This is a genomic window from Rhizobium sp. PEPV16 (assembly GCF_008919455.1).
Taxonomy (GTDB): Bacteria; Pseudomonadota; Alphaproteobacteria; order Rhizobiales; family Rhizobiaceae; genus Rhizobium; species Rhizobium leguminosarum_Q.
Map to the genome: position 1 here is coordinate 129,492 of NZ_VSZV01000356.1, position 21,052 is coordinate 150,543.

Consider the following 21,052-nt stretch of genomic DNA (forward strand, 5'->3'; position numbering starts at 1 on the left):
AAGCAAGCTGGTCCCTCAGACCGAATGGGATGCGCTCACACAGGAGTGCATCACCAGCGACAATCGCTGGCGCGAGAGCGGTCATCTGCTGGTGGCGCTCGCCTTGCATGAACCGTCAACGGCGATCACGGTCCGCCTGCGCAATGGCGAAGCCTTTGCGACCGATGGCCCATTTGCCGAAATCAAAGAGCACCTCGGCGGTTTTTTGCTGATCGAAGCCGAGACTATCGAGGAGGCGAAGACGATCGTGTCGAGTTTTCCGATCCTCAAATATTGCTCGATCGAAGTGCGCCCGACTTACTCCATTGAGGATGGGAAATAGCGATGCGTTACATCTGCCTGATTTATAACAGCACCGACACGGACGGAACGCTGACGCCTGATGAAACCGCCGAACTTATCAAAGCGCATTTCGCTTTCGATGAGGAACTGAGCCGCGAAGGCATCATGATCCACTCCGATGCCTTGGAGATGCCTGACACGGCGACCGTCCTGCGCGTTCGCAACAACACGCTCTCCGCCACGGACGGTCCCTATGTCGAAACGAAGGAGCATCTGGCCGGCTTCTACGTCATCGAGGCGCCCGACATGGTCAAGGCAAAAGAGATCGCCGGGCGAATCCCATCGGCCCGTTACGGCGCGGTCGAACTGAGGCCCGTGCGGACGCTGACCCTGCCAGACTGAGGTGCCTGATTGGAAAGCGTCATCGAAGAAATCTACCGAACTCAGTCGCGCCGGGTGCTGGCGACGCTGATCCGTCTGCTCGGCGATTTCGACCGGGCGGAGGAGGCGCTTCACGACGCCTTTGCCGCGGCCGCACGGACGTGGCCGGCGGACGGCATTCCCGGCAATCCAGTCGGCTGGCTCGTTTCGACGGCGCGCTTCAAGGCGATCGATACGCTGCGACGGCGGGCACGTTTCGATGCTTCGCAACATCACATCGAAGACAGCCTCTATACGCCCGACGCAACGGAGCTCGGCGACATGGAACCGATCGAGGACGACATGCTGCGGCTGATCTTCACCTGCTGCCACCCGCTCATCCCGGCCGATGCGCAGATGGCGATGGCGCTGAGGGAAATCTGCGGGCTGACCACCGAAGAGATCGCCCATGCCTTCCTCATTCCTGCGCCGACGGTGGCCCAGCGGATCGTGCGCGCCAAAGGCAGGATCCGGGCGGCGAAGATCCCCTACGAGGTGCCGGGCCGCGAGGCGCTGCCGCCGCGACTCGACCGGGTGCTGCACGTCATCTACCTCGTCTTCAACGAGGGCTATTCGGCCTCTTCGGGCGAGGAGGTGGTCCGCGCCGACCTGACCGCAGAAGCGATCCGTCTGGCACGACTGCTTCTGGCGCTGCTGCCGCATCCCGACGTCTCCGGCCTGCTGGCCTTGATGCTGCTGCAGGATTCCCGCCGCACCGCCCGCCGTGTCGGAGACGGATCGCTGGTGCTGCTTGCCGATCAGGACCGCTCGCTCTGGGATCATGCGAAGATTACGGAAGGCCTGGCGCTGCTCGCCGCGGCGATGGAAGCGGGAGAGATCGGCACCTATACGCTGCAGGCGGCGATCGCCGCCGAGCATGCCAGGGCGCCGGCTGCCGAAGAGACCGACTGGCGGCGGATCGCCTTCTATTACGATCTGCTGCTGGCGGCGCAGCCCTCTCCAATCGTCGAGCTCAACCGCGCCGTGGCGATTGCGATGGCCGAAGGGCCAGCGAAGGGGCTGGACCTGATCGATAGCATTCTGGGACGCCGGGAGCTGCAGGCCTATCACCTCGTCCATTCGGCGCGCGCCGATTTCCTGCGCCGTCTCGGCCGGAGGCAAGAGGCGATCGCGGCCTATCAAACGGCGCTGTCGCTCTGCCGGCAGGAGCCGGAGCAGGCGTTTCTGAGAAAGCGGATTTCAGAGCTTGCCACGACGTCCGAGCGGTAGTGAGATCGCAGTTCCCGTCAGCGCCGAGACAATGATCAGCAAGTGGGCATTGACGCTCGCCTGCGCCAGCGCGGCCAGGGCCAGCCGCTCGCTCGAGGCGCCCAACGCGATGGCGCCGGCGGTGATGCCGGCCGGATAGGTGCCGACGCCGCCTGGCGCATGCATCGGCAGCACGGAGGAGAGCTCGCCGCCGAGCGCGCCGCCGAAGCTTGCCGCCATCGGCAGCACCCCCATCAGGCCGAGCGCCCAGGCAAGCACCATCACCTTCACCAGCCAGTTGACGATGGTCATCGCCCAGGCACGCGCAAAGGCGACGGCATCGAGCGGCAAGCCGTTTTCGATCTCGGCGACAAATTTCTGCGCCTTCTTCGGCAGCAGCCTGGCGGCCAGGCGCAGCAGCGGCTTGCGGGCGGCGAAGGCCGCGACCGGCAGCAGCAGGAAGGCGGCCCAGAGCGACCACGCAAGAGCTGCATTCGCGGCAGCGATCGCAAAGCCGATGCCGGCGGCGGCCAGAAGCGCGTGCAGGTCGAGCAACCGCATGACGAACAGCGCCGAGGTCCCGCGCGTCAGCGGAATGCCGAATTCGGTGCGCATCAACAGCGGAAAGCTGGTTTCGCCGGTTCGGAAAGGCAGCATGATGTTCAGGAGATTATGGATCTGCGTGACGCGGAAGAGGGTCGCAAACCGGCCGGCCGTTTCCTTCGGAAAATAATCATAGATGCGCCAGGTGCGCAGGAAATAGGTGCTCGTCAGCAGTACGAGCGCAGCGATCACGGGACCCGCGCCGACATCGGCCCATTGGCTGATGATGACGGGCCAACCCCAGAACCATTGGATGAAGAGGCCATAGGCTGCGACAATGACGACCGTCAGAACGGTCATGCGATTGCGCATAAACCAGGACTGCCGGCTTTCAACGATCGAACTCTTCATGTAGTAGGCATTCCTCGCTTGGCGTCGGCATAGGCCTCGGTTCCGTCGCCAGGCGTTTTAGGAGAAATGAAGGTTGCGCACAACGGCGGAGTTGCCGGCGACGGCGGCGAGATCGCCTTAAGGCCGACGATCCCCGCGGACGACCGAAAAATAACAACGCCTTGCCGGCCTGACCTGGAGATCGATGTTGGAGCGCATTACCAGAAGCATTACGAGCGCAAGCCTGTTTCTGGCAGTCTATTTCCTGCTGAACATCGCGCTCCGCATCGCATTGCCTCATACGCTCGATCTCGACGAGGCGGAGCAATCCTTCTACTCGCAGTACTTGCTTGCCGGCTACGGCCCGCAGCCGCCCTTCTACAACTGGATCCAATATGCCATCGTTTCGGTGACCGGCATATCGATGTGGGTGCTCTCGGTGCCGAAGAACATCATTCTCTTCGGCTGCTATCTCTTCTACGGACTTGCTGCCCGCGAGGTGCTGAAGAACCGTTCGCTCGCAGCCGTCGCCATGCTGAGCCTAATTACCCTGCCGCAGGTCGGCCTGATGGCGCAGCGCGAACTGACCCATACGGTTGCCCTGCTGTTTGCGACCTCGCTCTTCCTCTTCGGTTTTTTCCGCACGCTGCGCCAGCCGACGATCTGGAGCTATCTGATCATCGGCATAGCCACCGGCATCGGGCTCATCTCGAAGTATAATTTCGCCATCCTGCCATTTGCCGCCCTTATCGCCGTGCTGCCAGAGCGGGAATGGCGCAGCCGTCTTATCGACTGGCGTTTGCTGCCGGCGGCCGTGCTCGCCATTCTGATCGTGCTGCCGCATGCGCTCTGGCTGCCTGACAATCTCGCCAGTGCCTCTGCGCCGACGCTGGAGCGGATGACCGCCGAAGACTTGGCCCCCGCCGGCCTGCCCCGCGTCGGGCAAGGGCTGCTGTCTCTCGTGATCGCCGTCCTCGGCTTCGTCGCACTGCCGATCGTTCTCATCGCTGCCGCCTTCCGGCGCGACTTTTTTCGCGCGCTCTCCACCACTAGCCCGATGATCCGGGTGATCGAGCGGATGATGGTCATCAGCCTGCTCGCCTTCGTCGGTGTCGTCCTCTTCGCCGGTGCGAGCGATATCCACGAGCGCTGGCTCGACCCCTGCCTGCTCGTCCTGCTGATTTATCTGTTCCTGAAACTGGAAACCGCAGACCTCGATCTGTCCGCCGGCCTTTCACGCTTCCGGCCCGTGGTGCCGGTCTTCATGGTCGTCATCCTGTCGATCCTTCTCTTCCGGATCGTCGGCATTCAATATATCGGCACTTACACGAGAACGAATGTACCCTTTTCCGGCTACGTGGCTGAATTGACCGCGACCCGCAAGCCGGTTCTCATCGTGGCGGGAACCAAGTTCGTTGCCGGCAACATGCGCCTGAGATTTCCCGACGTTCCCGTGGTGATCCCGTTCTTCCCCGGACCCGGGGTTCCCGAATATGCTGACGCAAAGGGGCCGGTGCTGGTTATCTGGCGCGGCGAGACCGCAGATGATCCGACAATTTCCCCCGGCTTTGCCAATGACCTCGTGAGATCGGGCATTCACCTGCAAGAGTTGAAGACGCTGACGCTGCCCTATCTCTTCGGTGACGGCAAACGCAGCTTCTCCATTGGCTACTCCTGGGTGGAAGGCGGCGCGAAATAGCGCCCCGGAAGATCCGCCGATTGCGGGAAACCGGCATTGCCCGCTGGCAACCGGCGGACACTTCATGTAGTAGCCTTCCGCAAGTGCGGCGGCGGCATTAAAAATTGCTCGGCCGTCCGGCCTTTTGGAGATGAAAGTTGCAGACAACCGTAGAGCCCATTCGCGGTACGAATGATCCGGTACAATCGCTCGAACTGTCGCTGGTCGTGCCCATTTTCAACGAAGAGCAAAGCGTCGGCCCGCTTGTCGAGCGTGTCGCGGCCGCGATGGTCAGCTACCCCCATCGCTGGGAGCTGATCCTCGTCGATGACGGCAGCACGGATGCGACGCTCGTCAACGCCCGCCAGTATGTCGGACGCGAGGGGCTGGCGCTCAGGATCGTCGAACTGCAGCGCAACTTCGGCCAGACTGCCGCCATGCAGGCCGGCATCGATACCGCCCGTGGCCGCCTGATCGCGACGATGGACGGCGACCTGCAAAACGATCCGAAGGACATTCCTTCGATGGTCTCCGAGTTGGAACGGCGTGAACTCGACCTCTTGGTCGGCTGGCGCAAGAACCGCAAGGATGGTCTGTTCCTGCGCAAGATCCCCTCCTGGTGCGCCAACTACCTGATCGGCCGCATCACCGGCGTCAAGCTGCATGATTACGGCTGCAGCCTGAAGATCTACCGTGCCTCGATCATCAAGCAGGTGAAGTTGATGGGCGAGATGCACCGCTTCATCCCCGCATGGGTCGCCGGGGTCGTGCCGAGCTCGCGCATCGGCGAGATGGCCGTTACCCACCATGCCCGCGAGCACGGCGTCTCGAAATACGGTATTTCGCGCACCTTTCGCGTCATCCTCGATCTGCTGTCAGTGATGTTCTTCATGCGCTACAAGGCGCGGCCGGGGCATTTCTTTGGTTCGCTGGGTCTCGGCCTCGGCGCGCTCGCCATGCTGATCCTGCTCTATCTCAGCTTCGACAAGTTCATCCTGGGCAACGACATCGGCACGCGACCGATGCTGATGGTCGGCGTCGTGCTGCTGCTGTCGTCGGTGCAGATGATCACCACCGGCATCCTGGCGGAAATGATCGCGCGCACTTATTACCGCGACGATGCCTCTCCGAATTATATCGTGCGGCAGATCTTCGACGATCAAAGCCAAGCCTAAGCCGGCAGCACGATGCTGGAGCGCGCGACGAGGACGATCAAAACCGCGGGCCTGCTGCTTGCAGCCTATTTCGTGCTCAACATCGTGCTGCGCATCGTCCTTCCGCATTCGCTGGAGCTCGACGAGGCGGAGCAATCCTTCTTCTCGCAATATCTGCTGGCGGGCTACGGCCCGCAGCCGCCCTTCTACAACTGGATGCAATATGCCGTCGTTTCGGTGACGGGCATGTCGATCGGCGCGCTCATCGTTCCGAAGAACATCCTGCTGTTCCTGTCCTATCTCTTCTATGGCCTTGCCGGGCGGCGCGCGCTGAAGGACGAGGCGCTTGCCGCGGTCGGCATGCTGGCGCTGATCACCCTGCCTCAGGTCTCCTACATGGCCCAGCAGGATCTGACCCACACGACGGCGCTGCTCTTTGCCAGCTCGCTGTTTCTCTACGGCTTCTTCCGCACGCTCGACCGGCCCGATATGGCGAGCTACCTGCTGCTCGGGCTTGCGACCGGCATCGGGCTGATCTCGAAATATAACTTCGCGCTGATGCCTGTCGTCGCCTTGCTCGCCATCCTGCCCGATGCCGAATGGCGACGCCGGGCGCTCGACTGGCGCATGCTGGCAGCGATCACTGTTGCGCTCGTCATCGTCCTGCCGCACGCGGTCTGGCTGCAGGGCAATCTCGCATTCGCCTCCTCCGACACTCTGGTCAAGATGGCCGCCGGCAGCGAACCCGCCGGCGCCGTGCGGATTGGCAAAGGGCTTGTCGCCTTTCTCGTCGCCATCATCGCCTTTGCGGCGCTGCCGGTGGTGATCTTCGCTGCCACCTTCCGCCGGGATTTCGTCCGGGCGCTCTCGGCGGGCAACCGCTGGACCGGGATGATGGCGCGGATGATGCTCGCAAGCCTCGCCGGCATCGCTTTGATCGTGCTGTTGACCGGCTCGACAACTGTTCGCGAGCGCTGGCTCGACCCCTTCCTGCTGGTTCTGCCGATCTACTTCCTTGCGAAAATGCAGGCCGCCGGGCTCGACCTTTCCACAGGACTCCGCCGTTTCCGGCCGGTATTGCCGGTGCTGATGGCCTGCGTGCTGATCGCCCTCGGCTTCCGCGTCGTCGGCGCCGGACTAATTGGCACTTACAGCCGGCCGAATGTGCCGATGGCGGGTTTTTCGCGCGAGATGACGCGACAGGCGCAACCGGCGCTGGTGATCGCTTCCGACACTTATATCGGCGGAAACATGCGGCTGCAATTTCCCGATGTGCCGGTGGTGATCCCGGATTTTCCGGCACCGGGCATTCCGGCCTATGCCGAGGCCAAGGGGCCGGTGCTGATCGTCTGGCGCGGCAAGAAGACGGCGACGGCTGCCGATGCGATCATGCCCGAGCGGTTTTCATCGGCGCTGACGGCGGCTGATATCGCGCTGCAGGAGATCGGCTCGCTATCGCTTCCTTATTATTTCGGCCGCCAGAGCGACAATTTCGCGCTCGGCTACGCCTGGGTTCGGCCGGAGACCAAATAGAATGACCGAGAGCAGCCGTCGCGACATCAGTTGGATCTTCGTTCTGCTGGCAGCCTACTTCGTGCTCCAGGTCGGCGTGCGGCTCGCAACCTCGCATTCGCTCGATCTCGATGAGGCCGAACAGGCCTTCCGCTCGCAATGGCTTGCCGCCGGCTACGGCCCGCAGCCGCCCTTCTACAACTGGCTGCAATACACCGTCTTCCGGTTTGCCGGCGTCTCGCTGACCGCGCTTTCTATCGTGAAGAACCTTCTGCTGTTCAGCTCCTACGTGCTCTACGGCCTGACCGCGCGGCTTATCCTGCGCGACAAGGCGCTGGTGGCGATCGCCACGCTCGGGCTGCTGACAATCCCGCAGATGGCTTTCGAGATGCAGCGCGACCTGACGCACACGGTCGCGGTGTTCTTCTCGGCCAGCATCTTCTTCTACGGCTTTATCCGCAGCCTGAAGCAGCCGAGCCTTGCCTCCTATCTGATCGCAGGCATCGGCATCGGTTTCGGCCTGCTTGCCAAGTATAATTTCGCGATCCTGCCGGCGGCAGCCCTGATCGCCGCGCTTTCGGATGCGCGGCTGCGGCCGCGGATCTTCGACTGGCGGCTGGTGCTGACGGCGGCGGTGGCGCTCGTCATCACCCTGCCGCATCTCTTCTGGCTGAAGGACAATCTCGATTTCGCCACCGCACGCACCCTGGAGAAGATGACCGCGAGCGGCGATGCGAGCTATCTCACGCAGGTCGCCATGGGCGTCAGTTCGCTCGCCCTCGCCACCATCAGCTTTGCCGCATTGACCGTGGCGGTGTTCGCGCTCGTCTTCGGCAAGGGCCTTCGCCCGGCGCTCGCCTCCCGTTCGGAATGGACGCGACTTCTCGAGCGGATGATGCTCATCTTCTTCGCCGGCATTCTGTTTCTGATCGTCTTCGGCGGTGCGGCCGGCATCAAGGATCGCTGGCTGGTGCCGATGCTCTTCATCCTGCCGCTCTATTTCTGCCTGAAGATCGAGGCCGCAGGCGTCACGGCAGACAGGGCGTTCCGGCGGTTTACACCCATCCTCGCCGTGATCATGATCGGCGTGCCGGCGGCCCTCTATGGAAGCGTTGCAACTGCACGCTTTACCGGTCATTACGAGCGGCTGAACAGGCCGTACGCCGACATGCTGGAAACTTTGCGCAAACAGGCCGAACCGGCCGCGATCCTTGCCGACGACAGCCTGCTTGCCGGCAATCTCAGGCAGGATATTCCCGGTGTGCCGATCCTCTCCGTGGACTATCCCGGCTTCAACCCGGATCTTACCAGCCGGCGACCGCTTCTCCTGGTGTGGCTCCTGCCGCAAAAAAGGGGTAACGAAGGGCTTCCGCCGGCCATGGCTCAATGGCTGCAGACCAATCTCGGCGTGTCCGCACCCGAGACGTCGGTGATCAACGTGCCCTATTTCTATGCGCGCGGCGACGACACCTATCGTTTCGGCTATGCCTGGGTCAACCAGCCAGGCTGAGCACAATCAGGATTTCAGCTCCTTCCAGGCCAAATCCAGCGCCAGCCTGGTAATCCTCGCCATCTCGTCCACCTCGGCGTGGCTGATGACGAGAGGCGGCGAGGCGAGCATGCGGTCGCCGGTGGCGCGCAGCACCAGACCGTTCGCCAGCGCGTGATTGCGCACCAGCGCACCGACTTGATCGGGCTTGGCATAACGGGTGCGCGTGCTCTTCTCGGCGGCAAGCTGCAGGCCGCCCATCAGGCCGATGCTGACGGCTTCGCCGACCAGATCATGCTCTGCCAGCGCTGCCCAGGCTTTGCCGAAATAGGGGCCGATATCATCGCGCACGCGTTCGACCAGTCTTTCCTCTTCGATGATGCGCAGGTTTTCGAGTGCTGCGGCAGCGCAGACCGGGTGGCCGGAATAGGTGAAGCCGTGGTTGAAGTCGCCGACCTCGTTGATCAGCACGTCGGCGATGCGGTCGCTGACGAGTACGCCACCGATCGGCAGGTAGCCGGAGGAAAGCCCCTTGGCGATCGGCGCGAGATCCGGCTCGACGCCGAAATACTGATGGCCGAACCAGGCGCCCAGCCGGCCGAAACCGCAGATTACCTCGTCGGTCACCAGCAGGATATTGCGCGCCTTGCAGATGCGGTCGATCTCCGGCCAGTAGGTCTCGGGCGGGATGATGACGCCGGCAGCCCCCTGCACCGGCTCGGCGACGAAGGCGGCGACATTCTCCTCGCCGAGTTCGTCGATCTTCGCTTCGAGTTCGCGGGCGACCTTGAGACCGAATTCGGCGGGTGAGAGATCGCCGCCCTCGCCGTACCAATAGGGCTGGCCGATATGGACGATGCCCGGGATCGGCAGGTCGCCCTGCTCATGCATGTATTTCATGCCGCCGAGGCTGGCGCCGGCGACGGTCGAACCGTGATAGCCGTTCCTCCTCGATATGACGACCTTCTTGGACGGGTTGCCGACGGCGCTCCAGTAGACCCGGGCCATGCGGAACCAGGTGTCGTTCGCCTCCGAGCCGGAGCCGGTGAAGAAGATGTGGTTGAACCGCTCGCCGGCATGGGATGTGACCTTCTGCGCCAACAGCGTCGCCGGCGTCGAGGTCGTGCCGAAGAAGGTGTTGTAATAGGGCAGTTCATTCATCTGCCTGGTGGCGGCATCGGCGATCTCCCGGCGGCCATAACCGATATTGACGCACCAGAGGCCGGCGAAGCCATCGAGATATTTCCTGCCGTGATTGTCGAAGATGTAGACGCCCTCGCCGCGCTGGATGATACGCGCGCCCTCGGCATTCAGCTTCTTCATGTCGGCGAAGGGGTGCAGGTGGTGCGCGGCGTCGATCGCGGCAAGATTCGAGGGTGGGTAAGTATCGGGCATGATTGGTAAAGACCCTCGCGGATTGAAAGGCTGATGTCGATGGGATAGGAGCTTGGCCTTGTCCCGGAGGATTTTCAAGGTCATGGCGAGCGACAGGGTGGACGGCAAGGCCGAGGGCGGCGACCCGCGTTTCGAGATCCTGATCGTCGGCATGAACGGCGACCTGCGCGGCAAGCAGCTTCCGCCGGGCGCCGAAGACAAGGTCTGGGCCGGTGACATCCGCCTGCCGACCTCGACGCAATCGCTCGACATCTGGGGCGACGACAATGACGATATCACCGGCCTGTCGCTGACGATCGGCGATCCCGACGGCAAAGTCATCCCCGACCGGCGCAGCCTGGCGCCGATGCCCTGGGCGCCCGAGGGTTCGATGCAGGTGCTCGCCACCATGCACGAATTCGACGGCAGCCCGAGCTTCATGGATCCGCGTGCCATCCTCACCTCGGTGGTCGAGCGCTATGCGGCGCGCGGGCTGACGCCCGTCGTCGCCACCGAGTTGGAATTTTACGTGATGTCGGGAGACTGGCGCGAGACCGGACGCCCCTGCCCGCCGAAAAGCCTCACCTATCGCGGCGAACCAAACGGTTTCCAGCTCTACGACATGAGCGCCGTCGACGCGCTCGATGGCTATTTGCAGACGCTGAGGGCCTATGCGAAGGCGCAGAACCTGCCGGCGGATGCGACGACGGCGGAATTCGGGCCGGGCCAGTTCGAGGTCAACCTGCTGCACCGCGCGGATGCGCTGGCAGCCGCCGACGATTGCCTCTATCTCAAGCGTATCGCCGAACAGGCGGCGCGCCGACACGGGCTGAAATCGACCTGCATGGCCAAGCCCTATTCCGAACATGCCGGCTCCGGCCTGCATGTGCATGCGAGCATCATCGACGGGCAAGGCCGCAACATCCTCGATGCCAAGGGCGGCGAACCGAAGCTACTCAAATCGGTGATATCAGGCCTGCTCGATACCATGCGCGCGGCGCAGCTGATCTTCGCCCCCTTTGCCAATTCCTACCGCCGCTTCCAGCCGGGCTCGTTTGCGCCTGTCGATCTGACCTGGGGCAGCGGCCATCGCGGCACGGCGATCCGCATCCCCGACAAGGATGGCCCGGCGGCACGCATCGAACACCGCGTCGCCGGCGCCGACGCCAATCCTTATCTGCTGCTGGCAGCGATCCTCGGCGGCATGCTCGCCGGTCTCGATGACGAACTCGACCCGGGCGAAGAGACGACGCCCTCGCACATACCTGCGAATACGACGCGACTGACGCATGATTTCCTCAGCGCCGTCGACACCTTCCGCACCTCGCCCTTCATCGCCGATATCTTCGGTGCGCGTTATCAGGCGCTCTATGGCGACACCAAGCGCAAGGAAGCGCTTGCGCATCTGCGCACGGTCTCGGATTTCGACTACCGCACTTATCTGCCGCGGCTCTGAAATTACGCTGCGCCGACTTATGCAGCCGGCCGACTTACGCAGCGGGCTCGCGGCGTTCGTCCGCATTCACTTGAGCGGCGAGCCCCTGTTTGACGAGAACCTTCAATTCGCCCGGATGCAGCCGGATCGAGACGTCGCGTTCGAGCGGCAGCAACTCGCCGTCCATGACGCAATTGGCCTTGGAACGCAGTTTCGGGAAATGCAGGTGCACTTCGGCCGGATGCATCACCATGACATCGGCATTCTCGCGGACCTTGCCCCGCAGCATGTCGATGGCGAGACGGGCGACACCGAGGGGTTTCAGCGGATTTGCCGTGTAGAAGCCGAGTTCGCCGCTTCTCAAATTATCGGCGTAGAGCAGCGCGTTCTCTCCGAAGGGATTGTTGGAGACTGAGATCGCCGACACCCTGCGGCGCTCGCGCATGCCGATCGCCTCGAACTCGACCTCGAATTCCGGCGGGTTGAAGATGACGCCCAAAGCCGCCTTCGTGCTCGCCCGTATTTTGCCCAGTCGGGACCGATAGCTGTAGGCGTTGCGGTAGCGCACCATACGGGCATGCAGGCCGGCGGAAAACTGGTGGATGAAGGGCCGACCGTTGGCGCTGGCGATATCGACATTGTCGACCTCGCCGGAGGCAAGCACATCGAGCGCCTGCCAGATATCGAGCGGCACACGCAGCGAGCGGGCAAAGAGGTTCATCGTGCCGGCGGGCACGACGCCGAGCGCAATTCCGTTCTTCCAGGCAATCGATGCCGCCGCCGAAATCGTGCCGTCGCCGCCGCCGGCGACGATGCCGTCGATATCATCGCGCTTGGCCGCCCGCTCCATGGCAGGAACGATTTCCTTTCCTGAGAAGACGATGGCGTCGAAATCGTGCCCCGCTTCGCGGAAAGCCGTCTCCGCCCTTTTTTCATAGGCCAGCATGTCGGTGGTCTTGAAGGTCCCGCCGTCGCGATTGAAAAAGCCTACAAGCTTCATAAGAGCTCCCGTCCCTGGCGCGGAAATGCTCCTGCCTTGCCCCTGAGATGGTTGCGGTATCGTCGATTTCAAGCGCAACCTTCTTTCCTGACAAAAGGCAGAAATGCAAAAATTGCAATAGACGTATGCACATAGCAGGACGCTGCACTGCAAAAAATGCACTCGACGGCAGCCGAGACGTCACGGATAGATGGTCTAACGGAGACATGGTCTCCACCTCCCGCCATTTTCACCCATCGGCTTGCGGCCGCGCCTGCGCCAGAGGCCATTGCCAAGCAGAAACCGCCTCGAGGAGCTCTCGTGAGTGAGATTGCCGCCAATATTTCAGTCGATAGCCGGAACTCCATTGATAGCCAGGATGAAGCGCTGCCATCGGCAATGACCGTGGCGCTGGTCCAGCTGGCGCTCGCCTGCGGCGGCTTTGGCATCGGCACCGGCGAATTCGCAATCATGGGATTGCTGCCCAATGTCGCCGAGACCTTCTCGGTCACGACGCCGCAGGCAGGCTACGTCATCAGCGCCTATGCGCTCGGCGTCGTCGTCGGCGCACCGGTCATTGCCGTGCTCGCCGCGAAGATGGCACGCCGCACGCTGCTTTTGACCCTGATGCTGATCTTTGCCGCCGGCAATATATCGAGCGCCATGGCGCCGACCTTCGAAAGTTTCACGCTGCTGCGCTTCGTCAGCGGCCTGCCGCATGGCGCCTATTTCGGCGTGGCGGCCCTTGTCGCCGCCTCGATGGTGCCGGCGCATCGCCGCGCCCGTGCCGTTGGCCGCGTCATGCTCGGCCTGACCGTTGCGACACTTCTCGGCACGCCGTTGACGACCTTCTTCGGCCAGTCGCTCGACTGGCAGGTGGCGTTTTTCTCGGTCGGCGTGCTCGGCCTGCTGACGGTAGCGCTGATCTGGTTCTACGTTCCGAAGGACAAGGTTTCCGAGGAAGCGGGCTTCCTGCGCGAACTCGGCGCCTTCCGCCGGCCGCAGGTGTGGCTGACGCTCGGCATCGCCGCCGTCGGCTACGGCGGCATGTTCGCGATGTTCAGCTATATCGCCTCGACGACCACTGAGGTCGCAATGCTGCCGGAAACAGCCGTTCCGATCATGCTCGTCCTCTTCGGCGTCGGCATGAATGCAGGCAATTTCATCGGTTCGTGGCTCGCCGACAAATCGCTGCTTGGCACGATCGGCGGGTCGCTCATCTATAATATCGTCGTGCTGACCACCTTCTCGCTGACCGCCGCCAACCCCTATTTGCTCGGTCTCTCCGTCTTCCTCGTCGGCTGCGGCTTTGCCGCCGGGCCGGCGCTGCAGACGCGGCTGATGGATGTCGCCGCCGACGCGCAAACGCTTGCGGCCGCGTCCAACCATTCCGCCTTTAACATCGCCAATGCGATCGGCGCCTGGCTCGGCGGCCTCGTCATCGCCGGGGGTTACGGTTTTGCGGCGACCGGTTATGTCGGCGCAGCACTATCCTTCCTCGGCCTGTTCGTCTTTGCAGCCTCGCTACGCCTCGAGCGCCGCGACCGGAGCGCGCAGGCCGTCTGAGGCCAGGCGCAGTTCGCGGCCTTCCGGGCTGCAGAAGACATAATCGTCACCCCAGGCGGCCAACGCCTGGATGACGGGCTTCAGCGTCATGCCGAGCGGCGTCATTGCATATTCGACCCTTGGCGGCACGACCGGATAGACGGTGCGCGATACCAGACCGGATTTTTCCAGTTCCCGCAGCTGCTTGGTCAGCATGCGCTGGGTCACGGTCGGCAGCTTACGGCGCAATTCATTGAAGCGCAGGGTTCCTTGCATCAGATGAAACAGGATCACGCCCTTCCACTTCCCGTCGAGGTAAGTCAGCGTCGCTTCGACCGGGCAGCCGGGGAAATTCTGGACGAGCTTGGCGCGCGGCAATGACATTTTACAGTATCCTTTTGCGTACTACGTACAGAATTTGTGCATTCTTGCGTTGTCAGAACTTAGTGCGCATCTAGCGTCCGTGCAACGAACACAGGAGCTTCCCATGCGCGCCGTCGCCTATAAAACGCCCCAACCGATCTCCGCCGAAACCTCGCTGATCGATGTCGAGCTGCCGATGCCTGAGGCTAGGGGGCACGATCTGCTCGTCGAAATCAAAGCCGTTTCGGTCAATCCCGTCGACGTGAAGGTGCGCGCCCATTCCGCACCGCCCGCGGACGAGCTCAAGGTGCTCGGCTGGGATGCCGCCGGCGTCGTCGAGGCCATCGGCCCCGAGGTCACCCTGTTCAGGCCCGGCGACGAGGTGTTCTACTCCGGGGTCATCAGCCGACCGGGCACCAATGCCGAATTCCATCTCGTCGACGAGCGCATCGTCGGCACCAAACCGAAGAGCCTCGATTTCGCTGCCGCCGCCGCCCTGCCGCTGACCTCGATTACGGCCTATGAGGCGCTGTTCGACCGGCTGAAGGTGCGGGACGCGGTTTCGGGAGGAGCACGCTCCATCCTGGTCATCGGCGGCGCCGGTGGCGTCGGCTCGATCGCCATTCAGATCGCCCGGGCATTGACCGACCTGACGGTGATTGCCACCGCCTCGCGGCAGGAAACGCAGGACTGGGTGAAGGAACTCGGCGCGCATCATGTCGTCGATCATTCCAGGCCGATCGCGCCGCAGGTGGCAGCGCTCGGCATCGGCGCGCCGGGATTCATATTCTCGACCACCAATACCGATAGCCATATCGGCGACATCGTCGAAGCGATTGCACCGCAGGGCCGCTTCGCATTGATCGACGATCCGAAGACGCTCGACATCGTGCCCTTCAAGCGCAAGGCCGTGTCCGTTCATTGGGAGCTGATGTTCACCCGCCCGCTCTACGGCACGCCTGACATGATCGAGCAGCACAAGCTGCTGAACAAGATTTCCGAGCTCGTCGACGGCGGAAAGATCCGCACCACGCTTTCAGAGATCGTCGGGCCGATCAATGCGGTGAACCTCAAGACGGCGCATGCCATGGTCGAAAGCGGCAGGATGAAGGGCAAGGCGGTGCTTGCAGGATTCTGAGATCGCAGCCGGCAGGCCGGTATTCTGGGACCCCCAAGATCATACAAACCATACCCGCCTGGAATGCCGCATCGTGGGGTGCGGCATTCTGGCGTTAAGCATTTATCCCGCTTGACTTTTTCCGCGTCCGGGACCACCTAGCATCCACGTGGATGACGCTCGTCAGCCACGGATTTCAACGGAGCCATCATAACGATGCCAAGCGACAGTAGCAGTCGATTGCCTTTGCCGTACGCGGCCCTCGTGCGCTGACCGACTCCTGTCGGCTCGCTCGATCGGACGCTACGGCGGATCGACGGAAAGGCGAGCCTCAAATGAATATCAATCGCTTCCCTCTTCGGGCAGGCCATGCCGCCCGTGCCTTCATCAACAACAGCCGCGGCGCAACGATCGCCGAACGCGTCGAATCATTGAACGCGCTGAGCATCCAGGACGCCGGGCGGGTGTTGACCGGCATACCGCTCGACTATGCGGTCAACATTCTCGACCGGCCGGAGCTTCGCAACGCCGCACAGATCCTTGCGCTGATCAGCGCCGAGGAGGCCGCACGGCTGCTGCACGGCATGTCGAACGACCGCGTCGCCGACGTGCTGCTCGAACTCGACGGCGAGACCCGCGCCCGGCTGTTCTCCAGTCTCGACGAGCCGGTGCGCATCGCGATCCAGCACCTGATGGGCTATCCGCCGCGCACGGCCGGCGGCATCATGACGACGGAGTTCGTCAGCGTGCCTGACAGCTGGACCGTCGCCCGCACACTCGACCATGTACGCCAGGTCGAACGCTCGCGCGAGACCGTCTACGCCATCTATGTGCTGGACGAGGTCAGCCATGCGCTGCTGCATGTGGTGACGCTGCGTCGCCTCATCACCGGCGAGCCGGACGCTTCGATCCTCTCTGTTACACAGAAGGGCGCGCCGGTTTCGGCCGATCCGCTGATGAAGCAGGAGGACGTCGCCCGGCTTATCCGCAAGCACGACCTGCTCGCCCTGCCCGTCACCGACGAACAGGGGCAGATGCTCGGCATCGTCACCGTCGACGACGTGATCGACACGATGATCGCAGACACGACGGAAGCGGCCCAGAAGTTCGGCGGCATGGAGGCGCTCGGCCAGCCCTACATGAAGATCAGCTTCTCCGGCATGATCCGCAAGCGCGCCGGCTGGCTCGCTGCGCTCTTCCTCGGCGAGATGCTGACGGCAAGCGCCATGCAGCATTTCGAAGGCGAGCTGGAAAAGGCCGTGGTGCTGACGCTGTTCATCCCGCTGATCATGAGCTCGGGCGGCAACTCCGGTTCGCAGGCGACGTCACTGATCATCCGGGCGCTGGCACTCGGCGAGCTGAAGCTCTCAGACTGGTGGAAGGTGCTTTTGCGGGAACTGCCGACCGGCATCGTGCTCGGCGCGATCCTCGGCCTGGTCGGCTTCATCCGCATCGTCTTCTGGCAGTCGGCCGGGCTCTACGATTACGGCCCGCACTGGCAGATGGTCGCCGTCACGGTGTTTGCCGCCCTGATCGGGATCGTCACCTTCGGCTCGATCTGCGGCTCGATGCTGCCCTTCGTGCTGCAGAAGCTCCGGCTCGATCCGGCCAGCGCGTCGGCCCCCTTCGTCGCCACGCTGGTCGACGTCACCGGGCTCGTCATCTACTTCTCGGTGGCGCTGCTCATCCTCAGCGGGACGCTGCTCTAACTCGCAAGCAAGCCCGAGTGGAATTATTTTCCCTCGGGCAGCTTCAACGGCCCATGCGTCTTGATGCTGCGGATGGCGAAGTTCGAGCGGATGTCGCTGACATTCGGCAGGGTCAACAGCGTTTCGGTCAGAAGCCGTTCATAGGCGGCGAGATCCTCCACCACCACTTCGGCGAGGAAATCGGCGGTGCCCGAAATCAGGAAGCAGGAGACGATCTCGGGGATTGCGAGCAGCGCCTTCTGCTGCGCCTCGGAATTCTCGCGGCTGTGATGGACGACCTTGAATTCGACGAAGACGGTGAGGCCGAGACCGACCTCCTTGCGGTCGATATCCGCCCTGTAGCCGCGGATGATGCCGGACCGTTCGAGATTGCGGATGCGGCGCAGGCAGGGCGACGGCGAAAGGTTCACCTTCTCGGCGATCTCGACATTGGTGGCGCGCGCATCCTCCTGCAGGCACTTCAGGATGGCGATATCGAATTTATCGAGATTTGGCATTTTCGCGATACCTATTGGCCTCGATTGGCAGAAGATTGCGCATAGTATGATTTTGGAGCCATAGATAGCAAGGACATGCCTCGGCCTCTGGCGCTAATCTTTTCTTCAACCGGACAGGCTCCGGACGGAGGAAAGGATTGATACGATGACCACCATTGCATTCACAAACGACAAGTCGCCGTCGCAGGTACTGGGTTATGCCGGCGGCACCATTACCGTGCTGATCTGGGCAACATGGTTTCTCGTCACCCGCCACAGCGCCGCAACGCCGCTCGGCTCGATCGATATCGGGCTGATCCGCTTCGGAATTCCGGCGCTGATGCTTTCGCCTGTCTGGCTGAAGACGGGGCTGCTGCCGAAGGCCCTGCCGCTTCACCTGTTGGCGATCATGGTGTCCGGTTCCGGCGCCGTCTTCTTCCTGCTGACGACGCTGGCAATCCATTCGACGCCGGCCGCCTCTTCGGGGATTCTGCTTGGCGGCTCGATGCCGCTCGCCGCGGCGCTGATCGGCATTGTGCTGTTTCGCGAAAGACCTGACGGCACCCGCATCGCGGGGCTCGTTGCGATCGTCGTCGGTGTGCTGATCCTGCTCACGCGTAGCCTTGCGGACGCCTCGCTGCCATGGACGAGCTTCGTGCTGCTGCCGGCCGGCGCCATTCTCTGGGCGAGCTATACGCATGCCTTCCGCCGCTCCGGTCTTACCGCCGTGCAGGCGAGCGCCCTGATCGCCGTCTGGTCCTTCCTGATCATGGGCGCACTTGCCCTCATCTTCGGCATCTCGCTGCCAAAGGCTACTCTCCCGGAGATCGGTCTGCAGGTGCTGAGCCAGGGCGTTCTTTCCGGCCTCGTCGCCATGGTCGCCTACGGCACCGCCGTCAGAACACTCGGCGGAACACAGGCCGCCGCGTTCACAGCGCTGACGCCGGTTCTCGCGACGCTTGGCGGCGGCTTGCTGCTTGGCGAAGCGATCGGCATGACGGAAATCAGCGCCGCCGTGATCACCGGCATCGGCGTGGCGCTTTCGACAGGTATCGCCACGCCACGCCACTGAAATCCAACAGCTGACGGAAAAGCCGCCTGCAGCCATCGCTGCGGCGGCTTTTTCAATGGAGGGGGCGTCGTTACCGAGCTTCGAGCGGACACATCAGGCCTGGATGACGACGACCCTGGCGCCGACTTCGACTCGGCTATAGAGGTCGATCACGTCGTGGTTCATCATGCGGACACAGCCGCTCGACATGGCAAGACCAATCGATTGCGGCTGGTTGGTGCCATGAATGCGAAAATGCGTGTCGTTGCCACCGCGATAGAGATACATCGCCCGCGCACCGAGCGGGTTGTTCGGGCCGCCCGGCATGCCGCCGGCGAGCTTGCGATAGCGCTCTTCGCGGCGCTGCATGTTTTCAGTGGGCGTCCAGCTCGGCCACTCGGCCTTGCGGCCGATATAGGCGTTACCAGCAAAGGCCAGCCCCTCGCGGCCGACACCGACGCCATAGCGCATCGCCCTACCGCCGCCGAGGACGTAATAGGCGCGGCGCGCGGGTGTATCGACGATCACGGTGCCGGCAGCATGCGTGGTTTCGTAGGCCACTTCCTGGCGGCGGAGCTCCGGCTTGATCTTGTCGATCGGCACCTGCTTCAACGGGAATTTTTCATCCGGAAGTGCGGCATAATTCGTCTGGCTGTTCAGACCGGTCGAAGAGCAGCCGGCCACGAAAAGCGGCAGAGCGATCAGAAAGCCCCGGCGGGAGATCGTCATGAATGTGTCCTTAGTGCGTCAACTTGATGTCGCAAGCTAAGGAAATTATGGTTAACGAACGGCTAACAGCCTCCGGCAGAAGGCGATCACGAAGGCGTCAGCACGCAAGAATTGTCGCGGTGGGGATAATCCGCATCACATATTCGGATAGACCGGCCCCTCGCCGCCCTGCGGCGGCACCCAGTTGATGTTCTGGTTGGGGTCCTTGATGTCGCAGGTCTTGCAGTGCACGCAGTTCTGGGCGTTGATGACGAAGACCTCTTCGCCGTCCTTTTCCACCCATTCATAGACGCCGGCCGGACAGTAACGCGTCGACGGGCCGGCATAGATGTCATGCTCGGACGACTTCTGCAGGTTCATGTCCTTGACCTGCAGATGCACAGGCTGGTCTTCCTCGTGATTGGTGTTCGACAGGAACACCGAGGAGAGGCGATCGAAGGTCAAGACGCCATCGGGCTTCGGATAGGCGATCGGCTTGTGCTGCGACGCCGGCTCCAGGCTCTCAGCATCGGTCTTGCCATGCTTCAGCGTGCCGAAGACGGAAAAGCCGAACAGCTGGTTGGTCCACATGTCGAAGCCGCCGAGCGCCACGCCAAGCGCGGTCCCGAACTTCGACCACAGCGGCTTGACGTTGCGCACCCGCTTGAGGTCGCGGCCAATATCGCCCTTGCGCCATTCATTCTCGATCTCGATCACGTCGTCATGGCTGCGGCCGGCTTCGATCGCGGCAGCGATCTTCTCGGCCGCCAGCATGCCCGACAGCACCGCATTGTGGCTGCCCTTGATGCGCGGCACGTTGACGAGACCGGCCGAACAGCCGATCAGCGCCCCGCCGGGGAAGGAGAGCTTCGGCACCGACTGGTAGCCGCCCTCGGTGATGGCGCGGGCGCCATAGGACAGGCGCTTGCCGCCCTCGAAGGTGGTGCGGATCGCCGGATGGGTCTTGAAGCGCTGGAATTCCTCGAAGGGATAGAGATAGGGGTTCTTGTAATTGAGGTGGACGACGAAGCCGACGGCGACCAGATTGTCTTCCAGGTGATAGAGGAACGAGCCGCCGCCCGTCTTCATGCCGAGCGGCCAGCCGAAGGAGTGCTGCACCAAACCCGGCCTGTGGTTTTCCGGCTTGACCTGCCAGAGTTCCTTGAGGCCGATGCCGAATTTCTGCGGTTCGCGGTCTTTTTGCAGATCGAACTTGGCAATCAGCTGCTTGGCAAGCGAGCCGCGCACGCCCTCGCCGATCAGGGTATATTTGCCGAGCAGTTCCATGCCGCGGGTATAGTTCGGGCCAGGCTCGCCATTCTTCTCGATGCCCATATCGCCGGTGGCGACCCCGATGACCGCACCCTGGTCATTGTAGAGCACTTCGGTGGCGGCAAAGCCCGGATAGATCTCGACGCCGAGCTCTTCGGCCTTGGTCGCCAGCCAGCGACAGACGTTTCCGAGCGAGACGATGTAGTTGCCGTGATTGTTCATCAATGGCGGCATCAGCACATTCGGCAGGCGAACAGAGCCGGCCGGACCGAGCAGCAGGAAGTGATCGGCGGTCACTTCGGTCTTGAACGGTTGGTCGGCCTCGTCGCGCCAGCCGGGCAGCAGC

At 62.8% G+C, this 21,052-nt stretch carries 19 protein-coding genes; 12 read left to right on the forward strand and 7 right to left on the reverse strand.

Features of this window, described 5'->3' with window-relative positions; genetic code table 11:
* The 3 genes from FY112_RS35015 to FY112_RS35025 all read left to right on the forward strand — a co-directional run.
* A partial coding sequence (locus tag FY112_RS35015) for a YciI family protein (RefSeq protein WP_246700825.1) occupies positions 1–322 on the forward strand: 322 nt, incomplete at its 5' end.
* A gap of 2 nt (positions 323–324) precedes the next feature.
* Positions 325–684 (forward strand): YciI family protein, encoded by a 360-nt coding sequence (locus FY112_RS35020; protein ID WP_020049276.1) that lies wholly within the window; start codon positions 325–327, stop codon positions 682–684.
* Positions 685–693: 9 nt separating this feature from the next.
* Entirely contained in the window at positions 694–1,932 is a 1,239-nt protein-coding gene (locus FY112_RS35025) for an RNA polymerase sigma factor (RefSeq protein WP_151520391.1), read from the forward strand.
* On the opposite strand, the gene FY112_RS35030 is transcribed toward FY112_RS35025, so the two are convergent.
* On the reverse strand, positions 1,903–2,865 hold the full coding sequence (locus FY112_RS35030) for a lysylphosphatidylglycerol synthase domain-containing protein (protein ID WP_017959726.1): 963 nt from the start codon (positions 2,863–2,865) through the stop codon (positions 1,903–1,905). The two genes, FY112_RS35025 and FY112_RS35030, sit on opposite strands and share 30 nt — an antisense overlap.
* A gap of 184 nt (positions 2,866–3,049) precedes the next feature.
* On the opposite strand from FY112_RS35030, the gene FY112_RS35035 reads away from it, so the two are divergent.
* The 4 genes from FY112_RS35035 (at position 3,050) to FY112_RS35050 (ending at position 8,698) form a co-directional block, all read left to right on the forward strand.
* On the forward strand, positions 3,050–4,543 hold the full coding sequence (locus FY112_RS35035; protein WP_017959725.1) for a glycosyltransferase family 39 protein: 1,494 nt from the start codon (positions 3,050–3,052) through the stop codon (positions 4,541–4,543).
* A gap of 137 nt (positions 4,544–4,680) precedes the next feature.
* On the forward strand, positions 4,681–5,697 hold the full coding sequence (locus tag FY112_RS35040; protein ID WP_017959724.1) for a glycosyltransferase family 2 protein: 1,017 nt from the start codon (positions 4,681–4,683) through the stop codon (positions 5,695–5,697).
* A gap of 12 nt (positions 5,698–5,709) precedes the next feature.
* A complete protein-coding gene (locus tag FY112_RS35045) occupies positions 5,710–7,209 on the forward strand; it encodes a glycosyltransferase family 39 protein (RefSeq protein WP_131629199.1) in 1,500 nt (499 codons plus the stop codon).
* Between the two features lies 1 nt (position 7,210).
* The gene (locus FY112_RS35050; RefSeq protein WP_151520392.1) at positions 7,211–8,698 is read left to right on the forward strand and encodes a glycosyltransferase family 39 protein; all 1,488 of its coding nucleotides are present in this window, start codon (positions 7,211–7,213) and stop codon (positions 8,696–8,698) included.
* A 6-nt stretch (positions 8,699–8,704) separates the two neighbouring features.
* Here FY112_RS35050 and FY112_RS35055 read toward each other — a convergent pair whose 3' ends face one another.
* A complete protein-coding gene (locus FY112_RS35055) occupies positions 8,705–10,072 on the reverse strand; it encodes an aspartate aminotransferase family protein (protein WP_131629197.1) in 1,368 nt (455 codons plus the stop codon).
* A gap of 82 nt (positions 10,073–10,154) precedes the next feature.
* Between FY112_RS35055 and FY112_RS35060 the strand changes: the two genes are divergently transcribed.
* On the forward strand, positions 10,155–11,507 hold the full coding sequence (locus FY112_RS35060; protein ID WP_131629257.1) for a glutamine synthetase family protein: 1,353 nt from the start codon (positions 10,155–10,157) through the stop codon (positions 11,505–11,507).
* 34 nt (positions 11,508–11,541) lie between these two features.
* Here the strand turns inward: FY112_RS35060 and FY112_RS35065 are convergent, their stop codons facing one another.
* Positions 11,542–12,486, reverse strand: a complete 945-nt coding sequence (locus FY112_RS35065) for a diacylglycerol kinase family protein (RefSeq protein WP_011651163.1) — start codon at positions 12,484–12,486, stop codon at positions 11,542–11,544.
* 300 nt (positions 12,487–12,786) lie between these two features.
* On the opposite strand from FY112_RS35065, the gene FY112_RS35070 reads away from it, so the two are divergent.
* A complete protein-coding gene (locus tag FY112_RS35070) occupies positions 12,787–14,031 on the forward strand; it encodes an MFS transporter (protein WP_017959719.1) in 1,245 nt (414 codons plus the stop codon).
* Here the strand turns inward: FY112_RS35070 and FY112_RS35075 are convergent.
* Positions 13,990–14,394, reverse strand: coding sequence for a helix-turn-helix domain-containing protein (locus tag FY112_RS35075; protein WP_017959718.1), 405 nt, complete (start codon positions 14,392–14,394; stop codon positions 13,990–13,992). The genes FY112_RS35070 and FY112_RS35075 overlap by 42 nt on opposite strands.
* Before the next feature lie 103 nt (positions 14,395–14,497).
* Between FY112_RS35075 and FY112_RS35080 the strand changes: the two genes are divergently transcribed.
* Positions 14,498–15,511, forward strand: coding sequence for a zinc-binding alcohol dehydrogenase family protein (locus FY112_RS35080; RefSeq protein WP_131629196.1), 1,014 nt, complete (start codon positions 14,498–14,500; stop codon positions 15,509–15,511).
* Positions 15,512–15,825: 314 nt separating this feature from the next.
* Positions 15,826–17,199, forward strand: coding sequence for a magnesium transporter (gene mgtE / locus FY112_RS35085; protein WP_017959716.1), 1,374 nt, complete (start codon positions 15,826–15,828; stop codon positions 17,197–17,199).
* 23 nt (positions 17,200–17,222) lie between these two features.
* Here the strand turns inward: mgtE and FY112_RS35090 are convergent, their stop codons facing one another.
* Positions 17,223–17,696, reverse strand: coding sequence for an Lrp/AsnC family transcriptional regulator (locus FY112_RS35090; protein ID WP_003546825.1), 474 nt, complete (start codon positions 17,694–17,696; stop codon positions 17,223–17,225).
* Positions 17,697–17,841: 145 nt separating this feature from the next.
* On the opposite strand from FY112_RS35090, the gene FY112_RS35095 reads away from it, so the two are divergent.
* On the forward strand, positions 17,842–18,747 hold the full coding sequence (locus FY112_RS35095; RefSeq protein WP_131629194.1) for a DMT family transporter: 906 nt from the start codon (positions 17,842–17,844) through the stop codon (positions 18,745–18,747).
* A 93-nt stretch (positions 18,748–18,840) separates the two neighbouring features.
* On the opposite strand, the gene FY112_RS35100 is transcribed toward FY112_RS35095, so the two are convergent.
* Positions 18,841–19,455: a L,D-transpeptidase gene (locus tag FY112_RS35100; RefSeq protein WP_017959713.1), complete on the reverse strand. Its 615-nt coding sequence runs from the start codon at positions 19,453–19,455 to the stop codon at positions 18,841–18,843.
* Between the two features lie 135 nt (positions 19,456–19,590).
* On the reverse strand, positions 19,591–21,052 hold a 1,462-nt coding region (locus FY112_RS35105; protein WP_246700826.1), incomplete at its 5' end, for an electron transfer flavoprotein-ubiquinone oxidoreductase.